The organism is Streptomyces sp. NPDC001717 (assembly GCF_042892775.1).
GTDB lineage: Bacteria > Actinomycetota > Actinomycetes > Streptomycetales > Streptomycetaceae > Streptomyces.
On sequence record NZ_JBIAUK010000014.1, the window covers coordinates 31812 to 51805 of the forward strand.

The following is a 19994-nucleotide window of genomic DNA, read 5'->3' on the forward strand; positions in this document are numbered from 1 at the left end:
GGCGGCGCGGCTACCGCAGGCGGGCCATCAGCGCGTGCTCGACGAGCGTGATGAGCGCGCTCTTGGCGTCCGCGCGGTGGCGGGCGTCGGTGGTGATGATGGGGGCGTCCGGGCCGATCTGCAGGGCCTCGCGGACCTCCTCCGGCGTGTACGGCTGGTGGCCGTCGAAGCCGTTGAGGGCGATCACGAACGGCAGGCCGCTGTTCTCGAAGTAGTCGACGGCGGGGAAGCAGTCCGCGAGGCGGCGGGTGTCGACGAGCACGACGGCGCCGATGGCGCCGCGGACGAGGTCGTCCCACATGAACCAGAAGCGGTCCTGGCCCGGGGTACCGAAGAGGTACAGGATCAGGTCCTGGTCCAGCGTGATGCGGCCGAAGTCCATGGCGACCGTGGTGGTCGTCTTGTCCCCGGTGTGGGTCAGGTCGTCGATCCCGGCGGAGGCGCTGGTCATGACGGCTTCGGTGCGCAGCGGGTTGATCTCGGAGACCGCGCCGACGAACGTGGTCTTGCCCACGCCGAAGCCACCCGCCACCACGATCTTCGCCGAGGTGGTCGAGCGGGCGGGAGCCGCTCCGCCGTTAGAGCTTGCGAAGTCCACTGAGCACCCTTTCGAGCAGTGTCACATCTGGCTGGCCGCCGGCAGACTCGTCGCCGCCGGGCTGGTGAATGGCGACAAGGCCCGCCTCAGCCAGGTCGGCGACGAGGATGCGGGCGACACCAAGAGGAATGGAGAGAAGTGCCGAGATCTCCGCGACGGATTTGATCTCCTGGCACAGGCGGCAGATGCGCTGGTGCTCGGGCAACTGCCCTTGCAGACGCGCGGGATCCGCCGTGGTACTGACCAGCGCCTCGATGGCGAGCTGGTAGCGCGGCCGGGTACGGCCGCCGGTCATCGCGTACGGACGCACCAGCGGGTTGTGGGCCTTGGGAGCCGGCTGCCGGGAAGCGCGCGGGGGCTGCTGCGCCGGCATGGAGGGCTGCTGAGGCTGCTGGGGCTGCCCGTACGGCTGTTGCTGGTACGGGTTGTGCTCCGGCACGGGCCGGCTGGGAGCGGAGGGGAAGTTGAAGCGGTTCTGGTCGTGCCCACCCTGCGGCTGAGCGCCGCCATAAGGATGTCCTCCGGGTGTTGTCACGTTTCCTCCTCCGACTCCAAGAACGCAGTACTCCCTGTGGAACCGCGCCACCGCACCCTACGGTGCGATGGCGCGAAACACACTGCCTGTCTGTTAGTTGAGAAGACTTCCCTGCAGCTCCGCACGCAGATCCGGGGTAAGGACACTGCCCGCTCGGTCCACAAGAAGGGCCATCTCGTAGCCTACGAGGCCGATGTCGCACTCGGGGTGCGCCAGCACTGCGAGGGAGGATCCGTCGGAGACGGACATGAGGAAAAGGAATCCCCGGTCCATCTCGACCACGGTCTGGTTGACGGCGCCGCCCTCGAAGATACGGGAGGCTCCGGCGGTCAGCGAGGTCAGACCGGAGGCCACGGCCGCCAGCTGATCGGCGCGGTCGCGCGGAAATCCGTCGGACATCGCCAGCAGAAGGCCGTCGGCGGAGACCACCACAGTGTGGGACACCCCAGGGGTGTTGTCCACGAAGTTGGTGATCAACCAGTTCAGGTTCTGCGCCGCCTGGCTCATCGCGCTCACACTAACGCTCCTGGTCATAGCTGTTACTTGACTGCTCGGAACCCGCGTTGCGTCCCTGCTGGACACCCCGCCGCAGGTTGCTCAACCTGCCGCGGACGTCCTCCGGGGCGCGGGAGACCTGGGGGCCTCCCTGCGGGGTCGTCTCCGCCGCGCCCTCGACCAGGTTGGCCTTGGGCACTCGCCGAGGGAGACCGGACGGGGTGACCCCGCCCGCCTTCGGCTCACGGAGTTTGGCTGCCTGCTGCCAGCGCTCGTCGTTGCCCGAGCGCCAGCCGCCGCTGCCATCCGTGGTCTCCGCTTCCCGCTCCGGAGCCGCGGGCTGCTGCTGACGCGGCGGCCGCTGCTCGAAGAGGGATCCGGAGGACTCCGCTTCCTGCTGTGCCGGCTGCCACTGCTGCTGGCTGCCGCGGCGCGGCAGGCCCGCTCCGGTCATCGCGTGACCGGTGTCCGCAGCGGTGCCCGAACGGTCGAAGCCTACGCGCTCCGGGGCCTGTTCGGGTACGGCGGGCGATTCCGATTCGGTGCCGTAGTCCTGCTCGTATGCGGGCTGGTAGGAGTTCTGCGCCGGCCACTCGGCCTGCTCCGACCGGGCCTCGTAGCCGCCGTCGTAGGGCTGCTCGGCCTGCTGCTGCTCCTGGTAGCCGGCTTCCGCATAGCCGTAGTCCTGCTGCTGGTACGCGTCGAAGCCCTGCTGCGGCTGCTGTGCCTCGTAGGGGGACTCGAAACCCTGCTCGGGCTGCTGCTCGTAGCCCTGGTACGGCTGGTACCCGTGTTCCGGCTGGGGTTCCGGATAACCGCCCTGACCGGCCGGTGCGGCCTGGCCCTCGAACGGCGGCTGCCGGTCCTGCGGGTAGCCGCCCTGGGCCTGGGCCTCCAGCGCCGCGCGGCGCTCCTCGCGGACGAGGGAGCGGCCGACCGGGTCGAGGTCACGGCCTTCGGCGCCCGGCTGGTCGTAGCGCGAGTCGTCGAAGCCGAGCTCGGCCGCCGTGCGCATCGGAGCGGCCTGCTGGGCCTGCTGCTGCGGGATCATCGAGGAGACGGTGAAGTCGTCGTCCGGGATGCCCTCGCCACCGCCACCGTGGGTGATGGCGTCCGGGAGCATGATCAGCGACGTGGTGCCGGCCGCCTCGCCCGAGGGGCGCAGCTGGACGCGGATGCTGTGGCGGTCCGCCAGCCGGCCGACCACGAACAGACCCATGCGCTGCGAGATCGCGGCGTCCACGGTCGGCGGGTTGGCGAGCTTGTGGTTGATGTCCGCGAAGTCCTCGGCGGTGAGGCCGATGCCCTTGTCGTGGATCTCGACCATCACGCGGCCGTCCGGCAGACGGGTCGCCGTGACGCGGACCTTGGTCTGCGGGGAGGAGAACGTGGTGGCGTTCTCCAGCAGCTCCGCGAGGAGGTGCACGAGGTCGGTCACGGCCTGGCCGTGGATCTCGGCGTCCGAGACGCCGGAGAGCTCGATGCGCTCGTACTGCTCCACCTCGGAGGAGGCGGCGCGCAGGACGTCGACGAGGGGCACCGGCTGGTCCCAGCGGCGGCCCGGCTCCTCACCCGCGAGGATGAGGAGGTTCTCGCCGTTGCGGCGCATACGGGTGGCCAGGTGGTCCAGGCGGAAGAGGTTCTCCAGCTGGTCCGGGTCGGCCTCGTTGTTCTCCAGGTCGGTGATGAGGGTCAGCTGGCCCTCGATCAGCGACTGGTTGCGCATGGAGAGGTTCGTGAAGATCGCGTTGACGTTCCCTCGCAGGAGCGCCTGCTCGGCCGCGAGCCGGACCGCCTCGCGGTGGACCTGGTCGAAGGCCCGGGCGACCTCGCCGATCTCGTCCGCGGAGTCGATCGGGATCGGCTGCACGCGGGTGTCGACCTTGCCGGGGTCGGTGCGCGAGAGCTGGTCGACGAGCGACGGCAGGCGCTGCTCGGCGATGTCGAAGGCGGCGGAGCGCAGGCGGCGCATCGCGCGGCCCATCTGGCGGGCCATGAGGCCCGCGAGGATGAAGGCGGCGAGCAGGGCCACGACGACGATGGCGCCGTTGGTGATGGCCTCGGTGCGGGCTTCGTCGGAGACCGCGACGGCGTCCTTGACGGCCTTGTCGAGGAGTTCCTTCTCGACCTCGTCGTAGCCGTCGAACTTCGCGGTGGCGGCGGCCTGCCAGGCGGCGGGCGTGGTGCCGCCTTCGGCCAGCTGCTTCTTGGACGCACCGCTGGCGATCGCGTCGGTCATGCCGGCGAGCGGGGAGCCGGTGGGCCCCGCCGGCGGCGGCACGAACTTGACGCCCGCCTGCTCGGCCTGGCGCTTGGCCTCGGTGAGCCGGGCCTCGCCCGCCTTGGACTTCTCCGCCATGACCTGCTTGAGGCGGTTCACGTCTTCCTCGGTACCGGCCGCGACGTACTCGCCGATGGCGATTTCCTCGAGGTAGGCGTAGGAGGAGAAGGCGACGATCTGGCCCTTGCGTATGTTCTCGTCGGGGTTCGGGCGGACCAGCAGGTGGGTGCCGACGGAGCGCTGCAGCGAGTTCGCCGCCTTGGCGAGCTCGATCGCGTAGACCATGCGGCCGTACGAGGTCACGTTGCCGGTGCCGAGGCCGAGCTCGTTCGAGAACTGCATCAGGTAGTGCTCGACGAGCACGTAACCCTCTTCAGTCGGGATGGGACCCGGCTGGCCGGCCTGGAGGTTCTTCTTCGCGGTCTCGAGCGCCTGCTGGTAGGCCTTCTCGCGGACCTGCGTCAGCTTGGGCTCCTCCGCGCGGAAGAGGTCCAGACGACGTTCCATGCCCTGGTTCTCGGGCAGGTCCTTGACGGCCTGGTCGAACTTCACCTTGGCCGCGTCGGTCGTCCCGCGGACCTTGGTGATGACTTCGTTCTTGGCGTCGCCGCTCAGCAGAGGCTCGGCGGTGAGGTCACGCTCGTTGAGCAGCGCCTGACTGTATTCCGAGGCGGCCTGGACGACCCTGGCTATCTTCTCGGCGTCCTTGGCCTCGTTCCAGGTGTCGATGGAGCCCTTCACCTGGAAACCGCCCATGACCAGCCCGACGAGGGCGGGTACGAGCAGGATCGCGTTCAGACGGGTCGGCACGCGCCAGTTGCGGGGGGAGAACCTGCTGGTGCTCCCGCTGCTCACGGGCGGGGTCACGGGAACGTCGACCGACGCGGCCGCTCGCGGCGGCGGGGTGAAGTTGCCGCGCGCGGGTTCATCCGCGGGGCTTGCGTTGCTTCGCCTCACTCGACCAACAACCTCTCGGCGGTACTACTAGCTAGTTCGTTGAATTCCAGCACGGTTAACGGCCGTGTTCCAAACAGTTGAAACCGGCCAGTCCCCGAGACCTACGCCTCACATAAATCGGACATAAAGAGCTTCCTGCGGCAAAAATAGGGGGAGTTGTGCGCGTAGCGGCACCGACCGAACGCGCCCTGTCGCCAACTGCCGCCAATTCTCTGTCGAAACGTTATGAACCAAAGGGGCGGGCCGTGTCGTAGGACACAGCCCGCCCCTCCGGCGGTGGTTGAAGCGGTCTTACTTGAGCCGCGCCATCAGCGCGTGCTCGACGAGCGTGATGAGCGCGCTCTTGGCGTCCGCGCGGTGGCGGGCGTCGGTGGTGATGATGGGGGCGTCCGGACCGATCTGCAGGGCCTCGCGGACCTCCTCCGGCGTGTACGGCTGGTGCCCCTCGAAACCGTTGAGCGCCACGACGAACGGCAGGCCGCTGTTCTCGAAGTAGTCGACGGCGGGGAAGCAGTCCGCGAGGCGGCGGGTGTCGACGAGCACGATCGCGCCGATGGCGCCGCGGACGAGGTCGTCCCACATGAACCAGAAGCGGTCCTGGCCCGGGGTACCGAAGAGGTACAGGATCAGGTCCTGGTCCAGCGTGATGCGGCCGAAGTCCATGGCGACCGTGGTGGTCGTCTTGTCCCCGGTGTGGGTCAGGTCGTCGATCCCGGCGGAGGCGCTGGTCATGACGGCTTCGGTGCGCAGCGGGTTGATCTCGGACACGGCGCCGACGAACGTGGTCTTGCCCACGCCGAAGCCACCCGCCACCACGATCTTCGCCGAGGTGGTCGAGCGGGCGGGAGCCGCTCCGCCGTTAGAGCTTGCGAAGTCCACTGAGCACCCTTTCCAGCAGCGTGACGTCCGGCGTGCCGCCGGCCTCTCCATTGCCCGGCTGGTGGATGGCCACCATGCCGGCCTCCGCCAGGTCGGCGACGAGGATCCGGGCCACACCGAGCGGCATGGACAGCAGCGCGGAGACTTCCGCGACCGACTTGACCTCACGGCACAGGGTGCAGATGCGCTGGTGCTCCGGCAGCAGGCCGGACAGGTGCATCGGATCGGCCGTGGTGCTGACCAGGGCCTCGATGGCGAGCTGGTAGCGGGGCCGGGTGCGGCCGCCGGTCATCGCGTACGGACGCACCAGCGGCTGTTCGCCTTCCGAGTACGAATCTCCGTACGCATCGGGGTAGGCGGGGGGCGGGGTCATTGATCCTCCGGGCTGGACAGCAGTGGTCAGCGTGCCGTCTGACGGGGCGGCCGGTGGGGGGACGGTATGACGGCCTGTTGGGGGTACTGGGTACCGGGGTGGGGAGCCCCGGTCTCCCGGCCGGCAGTACCGGCCGACCGGGAGATGGACGGTCAGATGAGCAGGCTTCCCTGCAGCTCCGCGCGCAGGTCCGGGGTGAGGACACTGCCGGCGCGGTCCACGAGGAGGGCCATCTCGTAGCCCACGAGGCCGATGTCACACTCGGGGTGCGCCAGTACGGCCAGCGAGGATCCGTCGGAGACGGACATGAGGAAGAGGAATCCCCGGTCCATCTCGACCACGGTCTGGTTGACGGCGCCGCCCTCGAAGATGCGGGAGGCTCCGGCGGTCAGCGAGGTCAGACCGGAGGCCACGGCCGCCAGCTGATCGGCGCGGTCGCGCGGGAAACCTTCGGACATCGCCAGAAGGAGGCCGTCGGCGGAGACCACCACCGTGTGGGACACCCCGGGGGTGTTGTCCACGAAGTTGGTGATCAACCAGTTCAGATTCTGTGCCGCCTGGCTCATCGAACTCAACTAACGCTCCTGCTGGTAAGTGGGGTCGATGTGGTAACTGCCGGTCGCCGGACCACTGTTGCCGGCCTGGCGACCCTGCTGGATACCCCGTCGGAGGTTGGTCAGACGGCCGCGGACGTCATCGGGTGCCCGCGAAACCTGAGGACCGGCCTGTGCGTCCGCCTGCTGCTGCGCGGTACCGGCCACGAGGTTGGCCCGCGGAACCCGGCGGGGCAGACCCGAGGTGGTGATGCCGCCGGCGGCGGGCTGGCGCACGCGCTCGGCCTGGCGCATCAGCTCGTCGTTCGGTGAGGACTTCCAGCTGACGGTCGGCATGGCGCCGGTCGTCGTCTGGGCGGGCTCGGCCGCGAGCTCCTGGCCGCGCTGCGGCAGCTGGTGCTGCTGCGGGGCCGGGGCCGCCGGAGCGGACTGCTGCGGCTGCTGGGGCACGGCGGGTACCTGCGCGGGGGGCTGCTGCCCCTCCTCGCGGAACCAGTTCGACTCCAGCGTGTCGAAGATCGGGCTGCGGTCCTGGCCGTGGCCCGTCGCCGGAGGCAGGGCCTCGGGCTGCGGGGCCTGCGGCAGGCTCGGGGCCTCGGGGCGCGGAGGCGGTACGGGCAGGTAGTCGCCGCCGGGCTGCGGAGCCTGCGGCTGCTGCTGCGGGGCCTGCGGCGAACGGGGGAACCCGCCCACCCCCGGGCCGCCCGGACGCTGGGGCTGGAAACCGCCCGGGCGCTCGAACTGGCCGGTGGTCGACTGGTCCTGGTAGTTCCGTACGTCGGGACGCTCGAACTGCCCGGTCGTGCTGTTGCCGCCGTTCCCCTGGGGGAGCGGGGCGTTGAAGTCGGGGCGGGGGAACTCGGACGTGGAGCCGGGGCCCGACAGCTCGTCGTGGCCGCGTGCCTGGTCGGTACCCCAGCTGGTGGTCTGCGGGGCGGGAAGCTCCGCACGCGGGGCGCCGCCGCGCGGCGGGAGCTGCGGCCGCCCGCCGTTGTGCCCGGGCGCCGTGGGGGCGGCCGGCTGCTGGAAGGACTGCGGCTGCTGCTGGGGCTGCTGGGCCTGGGGCTGCTGCGGCTGCTGCGGCTGCGGCTGCTGCGGGCGCTCGAAGCCGTTGCCCTGCTGGAATCCCGAGGGCGCGCCCGTCGGTCGGGCCTGGGGGCCGCCGGAGAGTCCGGCACCCGCGAAGTTCGCGGCGCCGGCGCCCGCGCCGGCCGCGCCGCGACCCGGCAGCGGAGCACCGCCGCCGAAGCCGCCCTGTCCCTGACCCTGGCCGGTCGGACCGGTCGGAGCACCGCCGCCGAAGCCGCCCTGGCCGCCCGGCTGCTGGGGCCGGCCGCCCTGCGGACGCTGCGGACCGGCGGCGCCGTCACGACCCGGCAGTGCGGCGCGCTGACCGCCCGCGCCGACCTGGCCGCGCTGCGGAGGGGCACCCACGGGCTGACGCCCGGCGGGACCGGGGACGGAGCCCTGCGCGCCCGCGGCCGGGCCACCGGCCGGAGCCTGGCCGCCCGGAGCACCGGGACCGCCCGGCTTCTTGCCGCCCTGGGCGACGTCCACCGGAAGCATGACGAGGGCCGTCGTACCACCCGAGTCGGAGGGGCGCAGCTGGATGCGGATGCCGTGTCGCAGGGACAGGCGGCCGACCACGAACAGGCCCATGCGGCGGGAGACGGAGACGTCCACGGTCGGCGGCGCCGCGAGGCGCTCGTTGATCGCGGCGAGGTCCTCGGGGGACAGGCCGATGCCGGTGTCGTGGATCTCGACGAGCACACGGCCGTCGGGAAGCGCGTGACCGGTGACCCTGACCTTGGTCTGCGGGGAGGAGAACGAGGTGGCGTTCTCCAGCAGCTCGGCGAGGAGGTGCACGAGGTCGTTGACGACTCGGCCGGCGACGTCGGTGCCCGGCACCGAGGCCAGTTCGATGCGCTCGTACTGCTCCACCTCGGACGCGGCGGCGCGGAGCACGTCGACGAGCGGGACGGGGCGGGTCCAGCGGCGACCGGGCTCCTCGCCCGCGAGGACGAGGAGGTTTTCGCCGTTACGGCGCATGCGGGTCGCGAGGTGGTCGAGCTTGAAGAGCGAGGACAGCTGGTCCGGGTCGGCCTCGCGCGACTCCAGCTCGGAGATGAGCGAGAGCTGACGCTGGATGAGGCCCTGCGAACGCCGCGAGAGGTTGGTGAACATCGCGTTGACGTTGCCTCGCAGGAGGGCCTGCTCGGCGGCGAGGCGGACGGCCTCGCGGTGCACGTCGTCGAATGCCGCGGCCACCTGGCCGATCTCGTCGCGGGTGTGCACGCCGACCGACTCCACGGACGTGTCGACGTCCTGCGGGTCGGACTCGGAGAGCTGCTTGACGAGCTCGGGCAGACGGTCCTGGGCGACGCGGGTGGCGGTGTCCTGGAGACGGCGCAGCGAGCGGATCATCGAGCGGGCCATGACGAAGGCGCCGACGAGCGAGACGCCGAGCACCAGGAGGATCAGGGCACCGTTGATGATGGCGTCCTGCTGCGACTCCTGCTTGAGCTCGCGGGCCTTCTGCTCCATGTCCTCGAGGAGGCTGAGCTCGATCTGCTTCATGGCCGAGAGCTTGATGCCGTCGGCGTCGTACCAGTCCAGCCAGGAGCGGTACTGCGTCTCCTTGGCGAACTGGGTCTCGCTGCCGAGGACGCGGCGCGCGTAGTGGTCGGCACTGGCGATTTCGGCGTTGCCGTCGCCGAGGGCGGCGAGGAGCTCCTCGGACCGGCCCTGGTAGACGAGTTCGAAGGTCTTCTTCGCCTGCGCCTCACCGCGCTGCGCGGAGAGCGCGTAGAGGCGGTCGTTCTCCTTCAGCGAGCCCTGACCGCCCGTGCCCTCGGGGAGCGAGGCGGCGATGATCGCGCGCTGGATGGAGGCGTACTCCTTGGAGGCCGAGAAGGCCGCCAGGGCGCGCGTGCGCTTGATCATCTCCGGGTTGGAGGTGGCCTGCGCCATGTCCTGGGAGAGGGAGAGGAGCGAGACGATGATCGCGTTGTACTCGGTGACGGTCTGCTGGGCACCGCTGGCGTACGCGTGCTCGCGGATGTCGCCGATGTTGGCGATCTGACGGCCGATCTGCAGGATGTTGTTGCGGATCGACTTGAGGGTGTCGTCCTTGCCCTCGACGTCGTCGACCTTCTCCGTCGCGGCGGCGAAGGCCTTGACGGCGTTGTCGGTGTCCAGGCGCTTCGCGTCGACCGTGGTGTTGCTCTTGCCCTTGGAGAGCGTGAGCGGACCCGCCGAGATGTCCCGCTCCTCCTGGAGCTGGGCGGCCAGGTGGGTGGCCTGCCGGGTCATCGTCGTCAGCAGCTGCATGTGCTCGAGCTGCGCGATGTCGTTGAGCGAGTCGTTGATGCGGAAGCCACCGAGGGTGGTGGCGGCGACGACCGGCAGGGTCAGCAGCGACACCAGTCGCGTGCTGATTCGCCAGTTCTGCATGGCGAGACGGGAACCGGGCCCGCTGGGGGCCTTCGGTATCGCCGTGTCCTGTGGCTCGGCCTCACCGGCCTTGGCGGACTTCCCGCGGCCCTTCGCCTTCACCGTGGCGGAGGCGTCGCGGCCGGCGCCTTCGACAGCCGGCCCGCGGTTCTGGGCGTGCTGGGGCGAGGTGCCACGGTCGGTCCCGCGCGGCTCCTGCTCGGCGGCGGCATCGCCACGGCCCTGGCGGGCCTGGGGAGACCCCTTGCCGTCCCTCTTGAATCGTCCCTGCACTAGCGTCGCAACCTCTGGACCAGGCGTCCCACCGGGAGACCGGCGGAACGGTGTCGAGTCGTGGGGCACTAACGGCCCCATGGCGGTCGTCGGTGACCGGCGCGTCTCCTACTGACTGCCACCGCGCTCGGCGCCAGTCGCGCCACCTGCGCGCCGGTTGATTCCCGCGGTGGTCCCGCGAATTCCAGCACAGTGGCGGATCTCCAACAAGGTGCGCGTGTCGGCCCGGAGAGTCGGTGACGACATGTGACTGCGGCACTACGCGATGTAGACGTCCTTTCGGTCGAAACCGGACTTACACCGCCCAAACGCCGGGGATGTCAAGGTGTCCCAGTCGAGATGATCAGCAGCGGAATGGAACATTCAGTGGCGCAATGTCCGTTTCTTCGGCTCATTTTGACTGTCCGTTATGCCGGTATTGCCGGGTGCCTGGTGAGCAAACTCACATAGCCGTGGCCATTACTTACCGGTTCGGCGAGGGATTTGGATGTTTAGCCTTGCCCTTTACAGGGTTGACGGCCGCGTCAACCGGCACCCACAGACCAGCTGAGGCCTGAAACCCCCATGAAGACGACCACGATGTTCCGCAACATAGCCAACCCCCGCCGCACCACCCTCGCGCACCTCAAGGACGCCGAGGAGCTGCAGGCGGCCCCGGCCGCTCCGGAGCACGCCGTCGAGCTGCCGACCCAGACGGCCAACCCGCGCCGCACGGTCCTCATGGACGCACCGGTCGTCACCCCGGCGCAGTAGCGGCCGCGCGAAACAGCGCGGAGCGCCGCTGCCCACCGCGTTAGCCTGGGTCCGCAGACTCCGGCAGGCGGAAATACAGAGGGGCAGACGCAACACGTGCGCATCGCCAGGTTCTCGATCGACGGAAATGTCGCCTTCGGCGCGGTCGAGGGCGACGCAGCCCTCGCGGCGTCCGAGGGTGAGCTCGTCCTCGACATCATCAAGGGCATCCCGTTCGCGGACTTCGAGCTCTCCGGCACGAAGGTCCCGCTGAGCAAGGTCCGGCTGCTGCCGCCCGTGCTCCCCAACAAGGTCGTGGCCATCGGCCGCAACTACGCGGAGCACGCGGCGGAGCTCGGAAACGAGGTCCCGGACGCGCCGATCACCTTCTTCAAGCCCTCCACCTCGGTGGTCGGCCCCGGCGACCCGATCGCGTACCCCTCCTTCTCCCAGGACGTCCACCACGAGGCCGAGCTGGCCGTGGTCATCGGTCGCATGTGCCGCGAGGTCCCGCGCGAGCGCGTCAAGGACGTCATCCTCGGCTACACCTGCGCCAACGACGTCACCGCGCGCGACGTCCAGCAGCGCGAGAAGCAGTGGGCGCGGGCCAAGGGCTTCGACAGCTCCTGTCCTCTCGGCCCCTGGATCGAGACGGACCTGGACCCGAGCGACCTGACCATCCAGTGCACGGTCAACGGCGAACAACGCCAGCTCGGCCGCACCAGCGACATGGTCCGCTCCATCGAGGACCTGGTCGTGCACATCAGCGAGGCCATGACGCTGCTCCCGGGCGACGTCATCCTCACGGGGACCCCGGCCGGAGTCGGCCCCCTACACGTCGGCGACGAGGTCGCCGTCACCATCGAAGGCATCGGCACTCTCACCAACAAGGTGATCAAGCGTGGCTAACGCGACCCCCCGCGTACGTTTCTGTCCCTCCCCGACCGGCAACCCCCACGTGGGCCTGGTCCGAACCGCCCTCTTCAACTGGGCGTTCGCCCGCCACCACGGCGGCACGTTCGTCTTCCGCATCGAGGACACCGACGCGGCCCGCGACTCCGAGGAGTCGTACGGCCAGCTGCTCGACTCGCTGCGCTGGCTCGGCTTCACCTGGGACGAGGGCCCCGAGGTCGGCGGCCCGCACGCCCCCTACCGCCAGTCCGAGCGCATGGACATCTACAAGGACGTCGCGGCCAAGCTCCTCGACGGCGGCTACGCCTACCGGTGCTACTGCACCACCGAGGAGCTCGACGCCCGCCGCGCGGCCGCCCGCGCCGCCGGCAAGCCCTCCGGGTACGACGGCCACTGCCGCGAGCTCACCACCGTGCAGGTCGAGGCGTACGAGGGCGAGCACCGCACCTCCATCGTCCGCTTCCGGATGCCCGACGAGCCCATCACCTTCACGGACCTCGTCCGCGGCGAGCTCACCTTCACCCCGGACAACGTGCCGGACTTCGGCATCGTCCGGGCCAACGGCGCCCCGCTGTACACGCTGGTCAACCCGGTCGATGACGCGCTGATGGAGATCACGCACGTCCTGCGCGGCGAGGACCTGCTCTCCTCCACCCCCCGCCAGATCGCCCTCTACAAGGCGCTGATCGAGCTGGGCGTCGCCAAGACCACCCCCGCGTTCGGGCACCTGCCGTACGTGATGGGCGAGGGCAACAAGAAGCTCTCCAAGCGCGACCCCGAGGCCTCGCTCAACCTGTACCGCGAGCGCGGCTTCCTCCCCGAGGGCCTGCTGAACTACCTCTCGCTGCTCGGCTGGTCCTTCTCCAAGGACCAGGACGTCTTCTCGATCGAGGAGATGGTGGCGAAGTTCGACATCGACGGCGTCAACGCCAACCCGGCGCGCTTCGACCTGAAGAAGGCCGAGTCGATCAACGGCGACCACATCCGCCTGCTCGACCCGAAGGTCTTCGCGGACCGCTGCGCCCCGTGGCTGCAGGCCCCGCACGCCAACTGGGCGCCCGAGGAGTTCGACGCCGAGGCCTGGGAGCGCATCGCGCCGTACGCCCAGACCCGTGTGACGGTCCTCTCCGAGATCACCGCCAACGTCGACTTCCTGTTCCTGAAGGAGCCGGTGGAGGACCAGGCGTCCTGGGACAAGGCGATGAAGGGCGAGCCGGCGGCCCTGCTGACCACGGCGCGCGAGAACCTGGAGTCGGCCGACTGGTCCGACCCGGAGTCCCTCAAGCAGGCCGTCCTGACCGCCGGCGAGGCGCACGGCCTCAAGCTCGGCAAGGCCCAGGCCCCGGTCCGCGTGGCCGTCACCGGCCGCACGGTCGGCCTGCCGCTCTTCGAGTCCCTGGAGATCCTGGGCAAGGAGCGCTCCCTGGCCCGCATCGACGCGGCCCTGGCGAAGCTCGCCGCGTAACACCCGCGCGTCCCGCAGGGGGCGGCGGCCGGACCTCCGGCCGCCGCCCCCTGCGGCGTTGTCGGGGGCCGCCGCTATGGTCGTCCACGCTCGAAGACCGACCAGAGCCCCGCGCCGTACGAAAGGCCCCGCCATGCCGCTCGCCGCCCCGGACCTCGCCGGGTTCTTCACCCCCGGTGCCACCTTCTCGTACGAGGATGGGTCGACCGGCACCCTCGCGGTGGCCGAAGGGGGCTCCCTGTGGCTGCCCACCGGCCGCGTCGTGGCCTGCGACCCCTTCGTCTACGTCGGCGGCGGCGACCCGGCGGCCTTCACCGCGCAGGTGGAGCCGGGCCGCTACCGCGTGGAGGTCGCCATGGCCACCCTCACCCCGGCCGGGGAGCCCGAGCCCGCGCCCGGCGAGGGGCACCACAGGGTCGCCGCCGCCCGGCTGGTGATCCGCGACACCCCGGCCGCCTCCTGGGAACTGGCGCTGCGGGGCGGCCAGGACCCGTCCGGGCTCGGTGACGGCGAGTACTTCGGCTACGGCGTGGACGCCGGTACGGGCTGCTTCTACGACGCCGCCGCCGACGAGTCCTTCCCCGACTGCGAGGGCGACGTGGGGCCGTTGTGGGACGCGTTCGAGAAGACGGGCCACGCCCCCGGCGCCCACCGCGTCGAGGGCGAGGCGGGGCACGACCTCGTGGCCTTCTCCTCCGGCTGGGGCGACGGCTCGTACCCGACCTGGGTGGGCCGCGACGCCGAGGGGGAGATCACCTGCTTCGTCACGGACTTCTTCGTCGTGCCTCCGCCGGAGGCGGAAGCGGCGTAGCCTCGGCCCCATGCCGATCCGCGCCGTGCTCTGGGACATCGACGACACCCTGTTCGACTACACCGGGGCCGACGCCGCGGGGCTCGCGCGGCACCTGGAGGTCGAGGGGATCGCCGAGCGGTACGGAACCCCCGCCGAGGCGCTCGCGCTCTGGCGGCGCATCACCGACCGGCACTGGGCCCGCTTCGCCGCCGGCGAGGGCACCTTCCAGGGGCAGCGGCGGGACCGGGTGCGGGAGTTCCTGGGGCGGCCCGTGATGACCGACGGCCAGGCCGACGCCTGGTTCGACCAGTACGTCGCCCACTACAAGGCGGCCTGGACGGTCTTCCCCGACGTGGTGCCCGTGCTCGACGCCCTCGCCGTCGACTACCGGCACGGGGTGCTCTCCAACTCCTCCCTCGTCAACCAGGACCCCAAGCTGCGCGACCTCGGCCTGCGCGACCGCTTCGAGGTGCTGGTCTGTGCCGTCGAACTCGGGGTGAGCAAGCCCGAGGCGGCGGCCTTCCTCGCCGGCTGCGAGGCGCTGGGCCTGGCTCCGGACGAAGTGGCGTACGTGGGGGACCAGCCCGAGATCGACGCGCGGGGCGCCCGCGACGCCGGGCTGATGGCTTTCTGGCTCGACCGGGACGGCGGTCGGGGCCCGGGACCCGATGGCGCACACAGGATCGAGGGCCTTGACCGGCTCCCCCAGCTGCTGGCCGCAGATACCCGTTTTGGAGCACGGTCAGGCATCCGGTAATGTTCTTTCTGCGCCGCCGGAGCGGGCCGAAAGGCCGGACGGAGGCGCCACTCGAAAGAAAAGCCCCCCAAGGGGTTGACTTTCGGTGGGGTATAGTGTAATTGGCAACACGAGGGTTTCTGGTTCCCTTATTCTAGGTTCGAGTCCTGGTACCCCAGCGCAGTGCAGCAGTAACGCAGTGCTTAGCCCCCGTTGTGTAGCGGCCTAGCACGCCGCCCTCTCAAGGCGGTAGCGCCGGTTCGAATCCGGTCGGGGGTACAGATCCTTCCCGCGAGATCTCCAGGGTCGCACCCGGACATTTTGATGCAGGATCGCTAGGGCCCCCGTTGTGTAGCGGCCTAGCACGCCGCCCTCTCAAGGCGGTAGCGCCGGTTCGAATCCGGTCGGGGGTACTGTGGTCTGGTCTAGACCACCCTTGGGCTATGGTGTAATTGGCAACACGAAGGTTTCTGGTTCCTTTGTTCTAGGTTCGAGTCCTGGTAGCCCAGCGCAGTACCTGCAAGCCCCCGTTGTGTAGCGGCCTAGCACGCCGCCCTCTCAAGGCGGTAGCGCCGGTTCGAATCCGGTCGGGGGTACGCACAGAAGAGGCCCTCCGCGTTCATCGCGGAGGGCCTCTTCGCTGTGTCCGGGCTCGGCCCGCACGCCTACAAGTACGGGCCCGGAGGCGCGTGTTCGGACGTGTGCGGCGTCGAACGCGCCCCCGGGCCCGGGGGTTGGGTGGGAACAGGGCAGGGGTCAGCCGGAGCGGCGCAGGGCCTCCGACAGTCGGGCGGCCGCGTCGATGACGGCCTGGGCGTGCATACGGCCCGGGTGGCGGGTCAGGCGCTCGATCGGCCCGGAGACCGACACGGAGGCCACCACGCGGTTCGACGGCCCGCGTACGGGCGCCGAGACGGAGGCCACACCGGGCTCCCGCTCGCCGATCGACTGCGCCCAGCCGCGGCGTCGTACGCCCGACAGGGCCGTCGCCGTGAAACGCGCGCCCTGGAGGCCGCGGTGGAGCCGCTCGGGCTCCTCCCAGGCCATCAGGATCTGCGCGGCCGAGCCGGCCTTCATGGGGAGCGTGGAGCCCACCGGGACGGTGTCCCGCAGGCCCGACAGCCGCTCGGCGGCCGCCACGCAGATGCGCATGTCTCCCTGACGGCGGTAGAGCTGCGCGCTCTCGCCCGTCACGTCGCGCAGGTGTGTCAGTACCGGTCCCGCCGTGGCCAGCAGTCGGTCCTCGCCGGCCGCGGCGGCGAGTTCCGCCAACCGCGGACCGAGGATGAACCGGCCCTGCATGTCCCTCGCCACCATCCGGTGGTGTTCCAGTGCCACGGCCAGCCGGTGTGCCGTGGGTCGTGCGAGCCCTGTCGCCGCGACCAGCCCGGCGAGGGTGGCCGGACCGGACTCCAGTGCGCTCAATACGAGAGCTGCCTTGTCGAGAACGCCGACGCCGCTAGAGTTGTCCATGAAACGATATTCGCGTCTCACACTGTGAAACGCAAGTTCAAATTTTCCAAGAACAAGCGAGTCTGTATGTGCGGGTCCACGAACCACTGGGTCCGAGCCGTTGTCCGAGACGTGCGGTACGGGCGATCAGGCGCAACAGATCTCTATGAAGTGCCGGCACAACCGGCCGGTCGGAGGGAAAGCGATGGGTAGGACACTCGCGGAGAAGGTCTGGGACGACCATGTCGTCCGGCGCGCCGAAGGCGAGCCCGACCTCCTCTTCATCGATCTGCACCTGCTGCACGAGGTGACCAGCCCGCAGGCCTTCGAGGGCCTGCGCCAGGCCGGCCGCAAGGTCCGACGCCTCGACCTCACCATCGCGACCGAGGACCACAACACCCCCACCCTGGACATCGACAAGCCGATCGCCGACCCGGTCTCCCGGGCTCAGCTGGAGACGCTGCGCAGGAACTGCGCCGAGTTCGGCGTGCGGCTGCACTCGCTGGGCGATGTCGAGCAGGGTGTCGTGCACGTCGTGGGCCCGCAGCTGGGTCTGACCCAGCCCGGTACCACCGTGGTCTGCGGTGACTCGCACACCTCGACGCACGGCGCGTTCGGTGCGCTGGCCTTCGGCATCGGCACCAGCCAGGTCGAGCACGTGCTGGCCACCCAGACGCTGCCGCTGGCCCGCCCGAAGACGATGGCGATCACCGTCACCGGCGCGCTGGCCGAGGGCGTCACCGCCAAGGACCTGATCCTGGCCATCATCGCCAAGATCGGCACCGGCGGCGGCCAGGGCTACGTCCTGGAGTACCGCGGCGAGGCCATCGAGAAGCTCTCGATGGAAGCCCGCATGACCATCTGCAACATGTCGATCGAGGCCGGTGCCCGCGCGGGCATGATCGCCCCCGACCAGACCACCTTCGACTACCTCGAGGGCCGCGACCACGCCCCCGCGGGCGAGGACTGGGACGCCGCCGTCGCGTACTGGCGGACGCTGCGCACCGACGACGACGCGGTCTTCGACGCCGAGGTCGTCATCGACGGTGCCTCGCTGTCCCCGTTCGTCACCTGGGGCACCAACCCGGGCCAGGGCGCGCCGCTGTCGGCCAACGTCCCCGACCCGGCTTCGTACGAGGACGCTTCGGAGCGCCTGGCCGCGGAAAAGGCCCTGGAGTACATGGGGTTGACCGCCGGGCAGCCGCTGCGCGACATCAAGGTCGACACCGTCTTCGTAGGTTCCTGCACCAACGGCCGCATCGAGGACCTGCGCGCCGTCGCCGGCATCGTCGAGGGCCGCAAAGTCGCCGACGGCGTACGGATGCTGGTCGTCCCGGGCTCGGTCCGGGTCGCCCTCCAGGCCGTGGAAGAGGGCCTGGACAAGGTCTTCAAGGAGGCCGGCGCCGAGTGGCGGCACGCGGGCTGCTCGATGTGTCTGGGCATGAACCCCGACCAACTGGCGCCCGGTGAGCGCTCCGCGTCCACCTCCAACCGCAACTTCGAGGGCCGGCAGGGCAAGGGTGGACGCACCCACCTGGTCTCCCCGCAGGTGGCCGCCGCCACCGCCGTGCTGGGCCACCTGGCCTCGCCCGCCGACCTGTCCGCCGCCGACGCGACCGCCGGAGTCTGAACCATGGAAGCCTTCACCACCCACACCGGCCGGGCCGTCCCGCTGCGCCGCAGCAACGTCGACACCGACCAGATCATCCCGGCCCACTGGCTGAAGAAGATCACCCGCGACGGGTTCGAGGACGGGCTCTTCGAGGCCTGGCGCAAGGACCCGGAGTTCGTCACGAACCGTCCGGAGCGCGCCGGCGCGACCGTCCTGGTCGCCGGTCCCGACTTCGGTACGGGCTCCTCGCGCGAGCACGCCGTCTGGGCCCTGCAGAACTTCGGCTTCAAGACGGTCATCTCCGCACGCTTCGCCGACATCTTCCGCGGGAACTCGCTGAAGAACGGCCTGCTGACCGTGGTCCTCCCGCAGGAGACGGTCGACAAGCTGTGGGAGCTGACCGAGGCCGACCCGGCCGCCGAGATCACGGTCGACCTGGTCGCCCGCGAGGTCCGAGCGGAGGGCGTCGTAGCGGAGTTCGAGCTCGACGACAACGCCCGCTGGCGCCTGCTGGAGGGGCTGGACGACATCTCGCTCACCCTTCAGAACGAAGCGGACATCGCCACGTACGAAAGCGCCCGCCCGGCCTTCAAGCCGCGCACCGTTCAGGCCTGATTCCTGCCTGATCAGCGCTTATTCACCTTTGGGTGATCACATCGACAACACTGTGCCCCCCACCGGATGGTGGGGGGCACAGCTGTGTGTTGAGGCCCCGTGAGGCGACAACTCGCCCCAGATGGCACAATCTGTGCATGGAACGCGACACTCAACTTGAGCTCTACGAACTCGTCGCGGACCGATTGAAAGAAGCACACACACGGGTGCGCTCACTGCAAGTCCCGGAGGGCGTAAGGATGGCGCTGTCCCGGAAGCTGTTGGTCGTCACGGCCGCGGCGAAGCACGATCTCGCCGATGCGGCAAGGCGCCTGGACAGGTTGATGAAGGACCTCGACGAGGGTCGATTCCCTGAAGGCGACTGATGCGAAGGAACTCCGTAACGTCCTCCGGCGTTGCGGCACTAGGGTGATTAGCCCGTTTCGTGTTTGATTTGCGGTATATATCCGCCTAACGTGCGAAATAAGCTTGAACACATTCGTTCTGGCGAAGTCTCCGAAGGGGAAGACGTGAACAAGGCGCAGCTCGTAGAAGCGATTGCCGACAAGCTGGGCGGCCGCCAGCAGGCCGCGGACGCTGTCGACGCGGTACTGGACGCGATCGTCCGCGCTACCGTCGCGGGCGACCGGGTCTCGGTCACGGGCTTCGGCTCGTTCGAGAAAGTCGACCGGCCGGCCCGTTACGCCCGCAACCCCCAGACGGGTGAGCGCGTCCGGGTCAAGAAGACCTCGGTGCCCCGCTTCCGCGCGGGCCAGGGCTTCAAGGACCTGGTCAGCGGCACCAAGAAGCTCCCCAAGGGCGGCGAGGTCTCGGTGAAGAAGGCGCCCAAGGGCAGCCTCACCGGCGGTGCCTCCGCGACGGTCAAGAAGGCCGCCGCGAAGAAGGCCACCACCGCCAAGAAGGCCGCGGCAAAGACCGCGGTCGCAAAGAAGGTCGTGGCGAAGAAGACCACCGCGACCGCGAAGAAGGCCGTCGCCAAGACCGCCGTGGCCAAGAAGGCCACCCCGGCGAAGAAGGCCACCGCGGTCAAGAAGGCCGCGACGGCGGCGAAGAAGACCACCGCCGCCGCCAAGAAGACCGCTCCGGCGGCCAAGAAGGCCACCGCGAAGACGACCGCGCCCGCCAAGAAGACGACGACGCGCAAGGCCACCGCGAAGAAGACGACCGCCCGCAAGAAGTAATCAGGGGTACGAGTCACACACGCCGGGCCGGTTCCCCATGGGGGAGCCGGCCCGCGGTGCGTTGCCCCTGCCGCTTTCCGTACCGCGGGTTCCCGCGG

General features: G+C 70.0%; 18 protein-coding genes and 5 tRNA genes. 14 read left to right on the plus strand and 9 right to left on the minus strand.

The window, feature by feature from the left end:
* Positions 1–10: 10 nt before the first annotated feature.
* The 8 genes from ACFYZL_RS22470 to ACFYZL_RS22505 all read right to left on the minus strand — a co-directional run bounded on the left by ACFYZL_RS22470 (position 11) and on the right by ACFYZL_RS22505 (position 10398).
* Positions 11–598 (minus strand): ATP/GTP-binding protein, encoded by a 588-nt coding sequence (locus ACFYZL_RS22470; RefSeq protein WP_073911148.1) that lies wholly within the window; start codon positions 596–598, stop codon positions 11–13.
* Entirely contained in the window at positions 579–1133 is a 555-nt protein-coding gene (locus ACFYZL_RS22475) for a DUF742 domain-containing protein (RefSeq protein WP_384756278.1), read from the minus strand. Before ACFYZL_RS22475 ends, ACFYZL_RS22470 begins: the two co-directional genes overlap by 20 nt.
* 93 nt (positions 1134–1226) lie before the next feature.
* On the minus strand, positions 1227–1640 hold the full coding sequence (locus ACFYZL_RS22480) for a roadblock/LC7 domain-containing protein (RefSeq protein ID WP_030037347.1): 414 nt from the start codon (positions 1638–1640) through the stop codon (positions 1227–1229).
* 10 nt (positions 1641–1650) lie between these two features.
* Positions 1651–4866: a nitrate- and nitrite sensing domain-containing protein gene (locus ACFYZL_RS22485; protein ID WP_384756281.1), complete on the minus strand. Its 3216-nt coding sequence runs from the start codon at positions 4864–4866 to the stop codon at positions 1651–1653.
* A gap of 291 nt (positions 4867–5157) precedes the next feature.
* The gene (locus ACFYZL_RS22490; protein ID WP_254385735.1) at positions 5158–5745 is read right to left on the minus strand and encodes an ATP/GTP-binding protein; all 588 of its coding nucleotides are present in this window, start codon (positions 5743–5745) and stop codon (positions 5158–5160) included.
* Complete coding sequence (locus ACFYZL_RS22495) at positions 5726–6118, minus strand: DUF742 domain-containing protein (RefSeq protein WP_365166228.1); 393 nt, start codon at positions 6116–6118, stop codon at positions 5726–5728. Before ACFYZL_RS22495 ends, ACFYZL_RS22490 begins: the two co-directional genes overlap by 20 nt.
* A gap of 152 nt (positions 6119–6270) precedes the next feature.
* Complete coding sequence (locus ACFYZL_RS22500) at positions 6271–6684, minus strand: roadblock/LC7 domain-containing protein (protein ID WP_008739864.1); 414 nt, start codon at positions 6682–6684, stop codon at positions 6271–6273.
* A gap of 9 nt (positions 6685–6693) precedes the next feature.
* Entirely contained in the window at positions 6694–10398 is a 3705-nt protein-coding gene (locus ACFYZL_RS22505) for a nitrate- and nitrite sensing domain-containing protein (protein ID WP_388681182.1), read from the minus strand.
* A 564-nt stretch (positions 10399–10962) separates the two neighbouring features.
* On the opposite strand from ACFYZL_RS22505, the gene ACFYZL_RS22510 reads away from it, so the two are divergent.
* From ACFYZL_RS22510 to ACFYZL_RS22555, 10 genes are all read left to right on the plus strand, one after another.
* The gene (locus tag ACFYZL_RS22510; RefSeq protein WP_384756289.1) at positions 10963–11151 is read left to right on the plus strand and encodes a hypothetical protein; all 189 of its coding nucleotides are present in this window, start codon (positions 10963–10965) and stop codon (positions 11149–11151) included.
* 96 nt (positions 11152–11247) lie between these two features.
* The gene (locus ACFYZL_RS22515) at positions 11248–12039 is read left to right on the plus strand and encodes a fumarylacetoacetate hydrolase family protein (RefSeq protein ID WP_384756292.1); all 792 of its coding nucleotides are present in this window, start codon (positions 11248–11250) and stop codon (positions 12037–12039) included.
* Positions 12032–13507: a glutamate--tRNA ligase gene (gltX, locus tag ACFYZL_RS22520; protein WP_388681186.1), complete on the plus strand. Its 1476-nt coding sequence runs from the start codon at positions 12032–12034 to the stop codon at positions 13505–13507. The genes ACFYZL_RS22515 and gltX overlap by 8 nt, the downstream gene beginning before the upstream one ends.
* A 133-nt stretch (positions 13508–13640) precedes the next feature.
* A complete protein-coding gene (locus tag ACFYZL_RS22525; RefSeq protein ID WP_388681189.1) occupies positions 13641–14318 on the plus strand; it encodes a DUF4241 domain-containing protein in 678 nt (225 codons plus the stop codon).
* 10 nt (positions 14319–14328) lie between these two features.
* The gene (locus ACFYZL_RS22530; RefSeq protein WP_388681192.1) at positions 14329–15057 is read left to right on the plus strand and encodes an HAD family hydrolase; all 729 of its coding nucleotides are present in this window, start codon (positions 14329–14331) and stop codon (positions 15055–15057) included.
* Positions 15058–15143: 86 nt separating this feature from the next.
* Positions 15144–15215 (plus strand) — tRNA-Gln (locus tag ACFYZL_RS22535).
* Positions 15216–15242: 27 nt separating this feature from the next.
* A tRNA-Glu gene (locus tag ACFYZL_RS22540) sits at positions 15243–15315 on the plus strand.
* Positions 15316–15376: 61 nt separating this feature from the next.
* Positions 15377–15449 (plus strand) — tRNA-Glu (locus ACFYZL_RS22545).
* A 24-nt stretch (positions 15450–15473) separates the two neighbouring features.
* Positions 15474–15545, plus strand: a tRNA-Gln gene (locus ACFYZL_RS22550).
* Positions 15546–15559: 14 nt separating this feature from the next.
* A tRNA-Glu gene (locus ACFYZL_RS22555) sits at positions 15560–15632 on the plus strand.
* A gap of 160 nt (positions 15633–15792) precedes the next feature.
* Here the strand turns inward: ACFYZL_RS22555 and ndgR are convergent.
* Complete coding sequence (gene ndgR / locus ACFYZL_RS22560; RefSeq protein WP_073911130.1) at positions 15793–16509, minus strand: IclR family transcriptional regulator NdgR; 717 nt, start codon at positions 16507–16509, stop codon at positions 15793–15795.
* 184 nt (positions 16510–16693) lie between these two features.
* Here ndgR and leuC point away from each other — a divergent pair, with 184 nt between their 5' ends.
* The 4 genes from leuC to ACFYZL_RS22580 all read left to right on the plus strand — a co-directional run bounded on the left by leuC (position 16694) and on the right by ACFYZL_RS22580 (position 19896).
* Positions 16694–18118 (plus strand): 3-isopropylmalate dehydratase large subunit, encoded by a 1425-nt coding sequence (gene leuC, locus ACFYZL_RS22565; protein WP_384756206.1) that lies wholly within the window; start codon positions 16694–16696, stop codon positions 18116–18118.
* Between the two features lie 3 nt (positions 18119–18121).
* Positions 18122–18715, plus strand: a complete 594-nt coding sequence (gene leuD / locus ACFYZL_RS22570; RefSeq protein WP_384756204.1) for a 3-isopropylmalate dehydratase small subunit — start codon at positions 18122–18124, stop codon at positions 18713–18715.
* Positions 18716–18852: 137 nt separating this feature from the next.
* Entirely contained in the window at positions 18853–19080 is a 228-nt protein-coding gene (locus ACFYZL_RS22575) for a hypothetical protein (RefSeq protein WP_384756201.1), read from the plus strand.
* A gap of 144 nt (positions 19081–19224) precedes the next feature.
* Positions 19225–19896: an HU family DNA-binding protein gene (locus tag ACFYZL_RS22580; protein ID WP_384590586.1), complete on the plus strand. Its 672-nt coding sequence runs from the start codon at positions 19225–19227 to the stop codon at positions 19894–19896.
* The last annotated feature ends 98 nt before the right edge of the window (positions 19897–19994 follow it).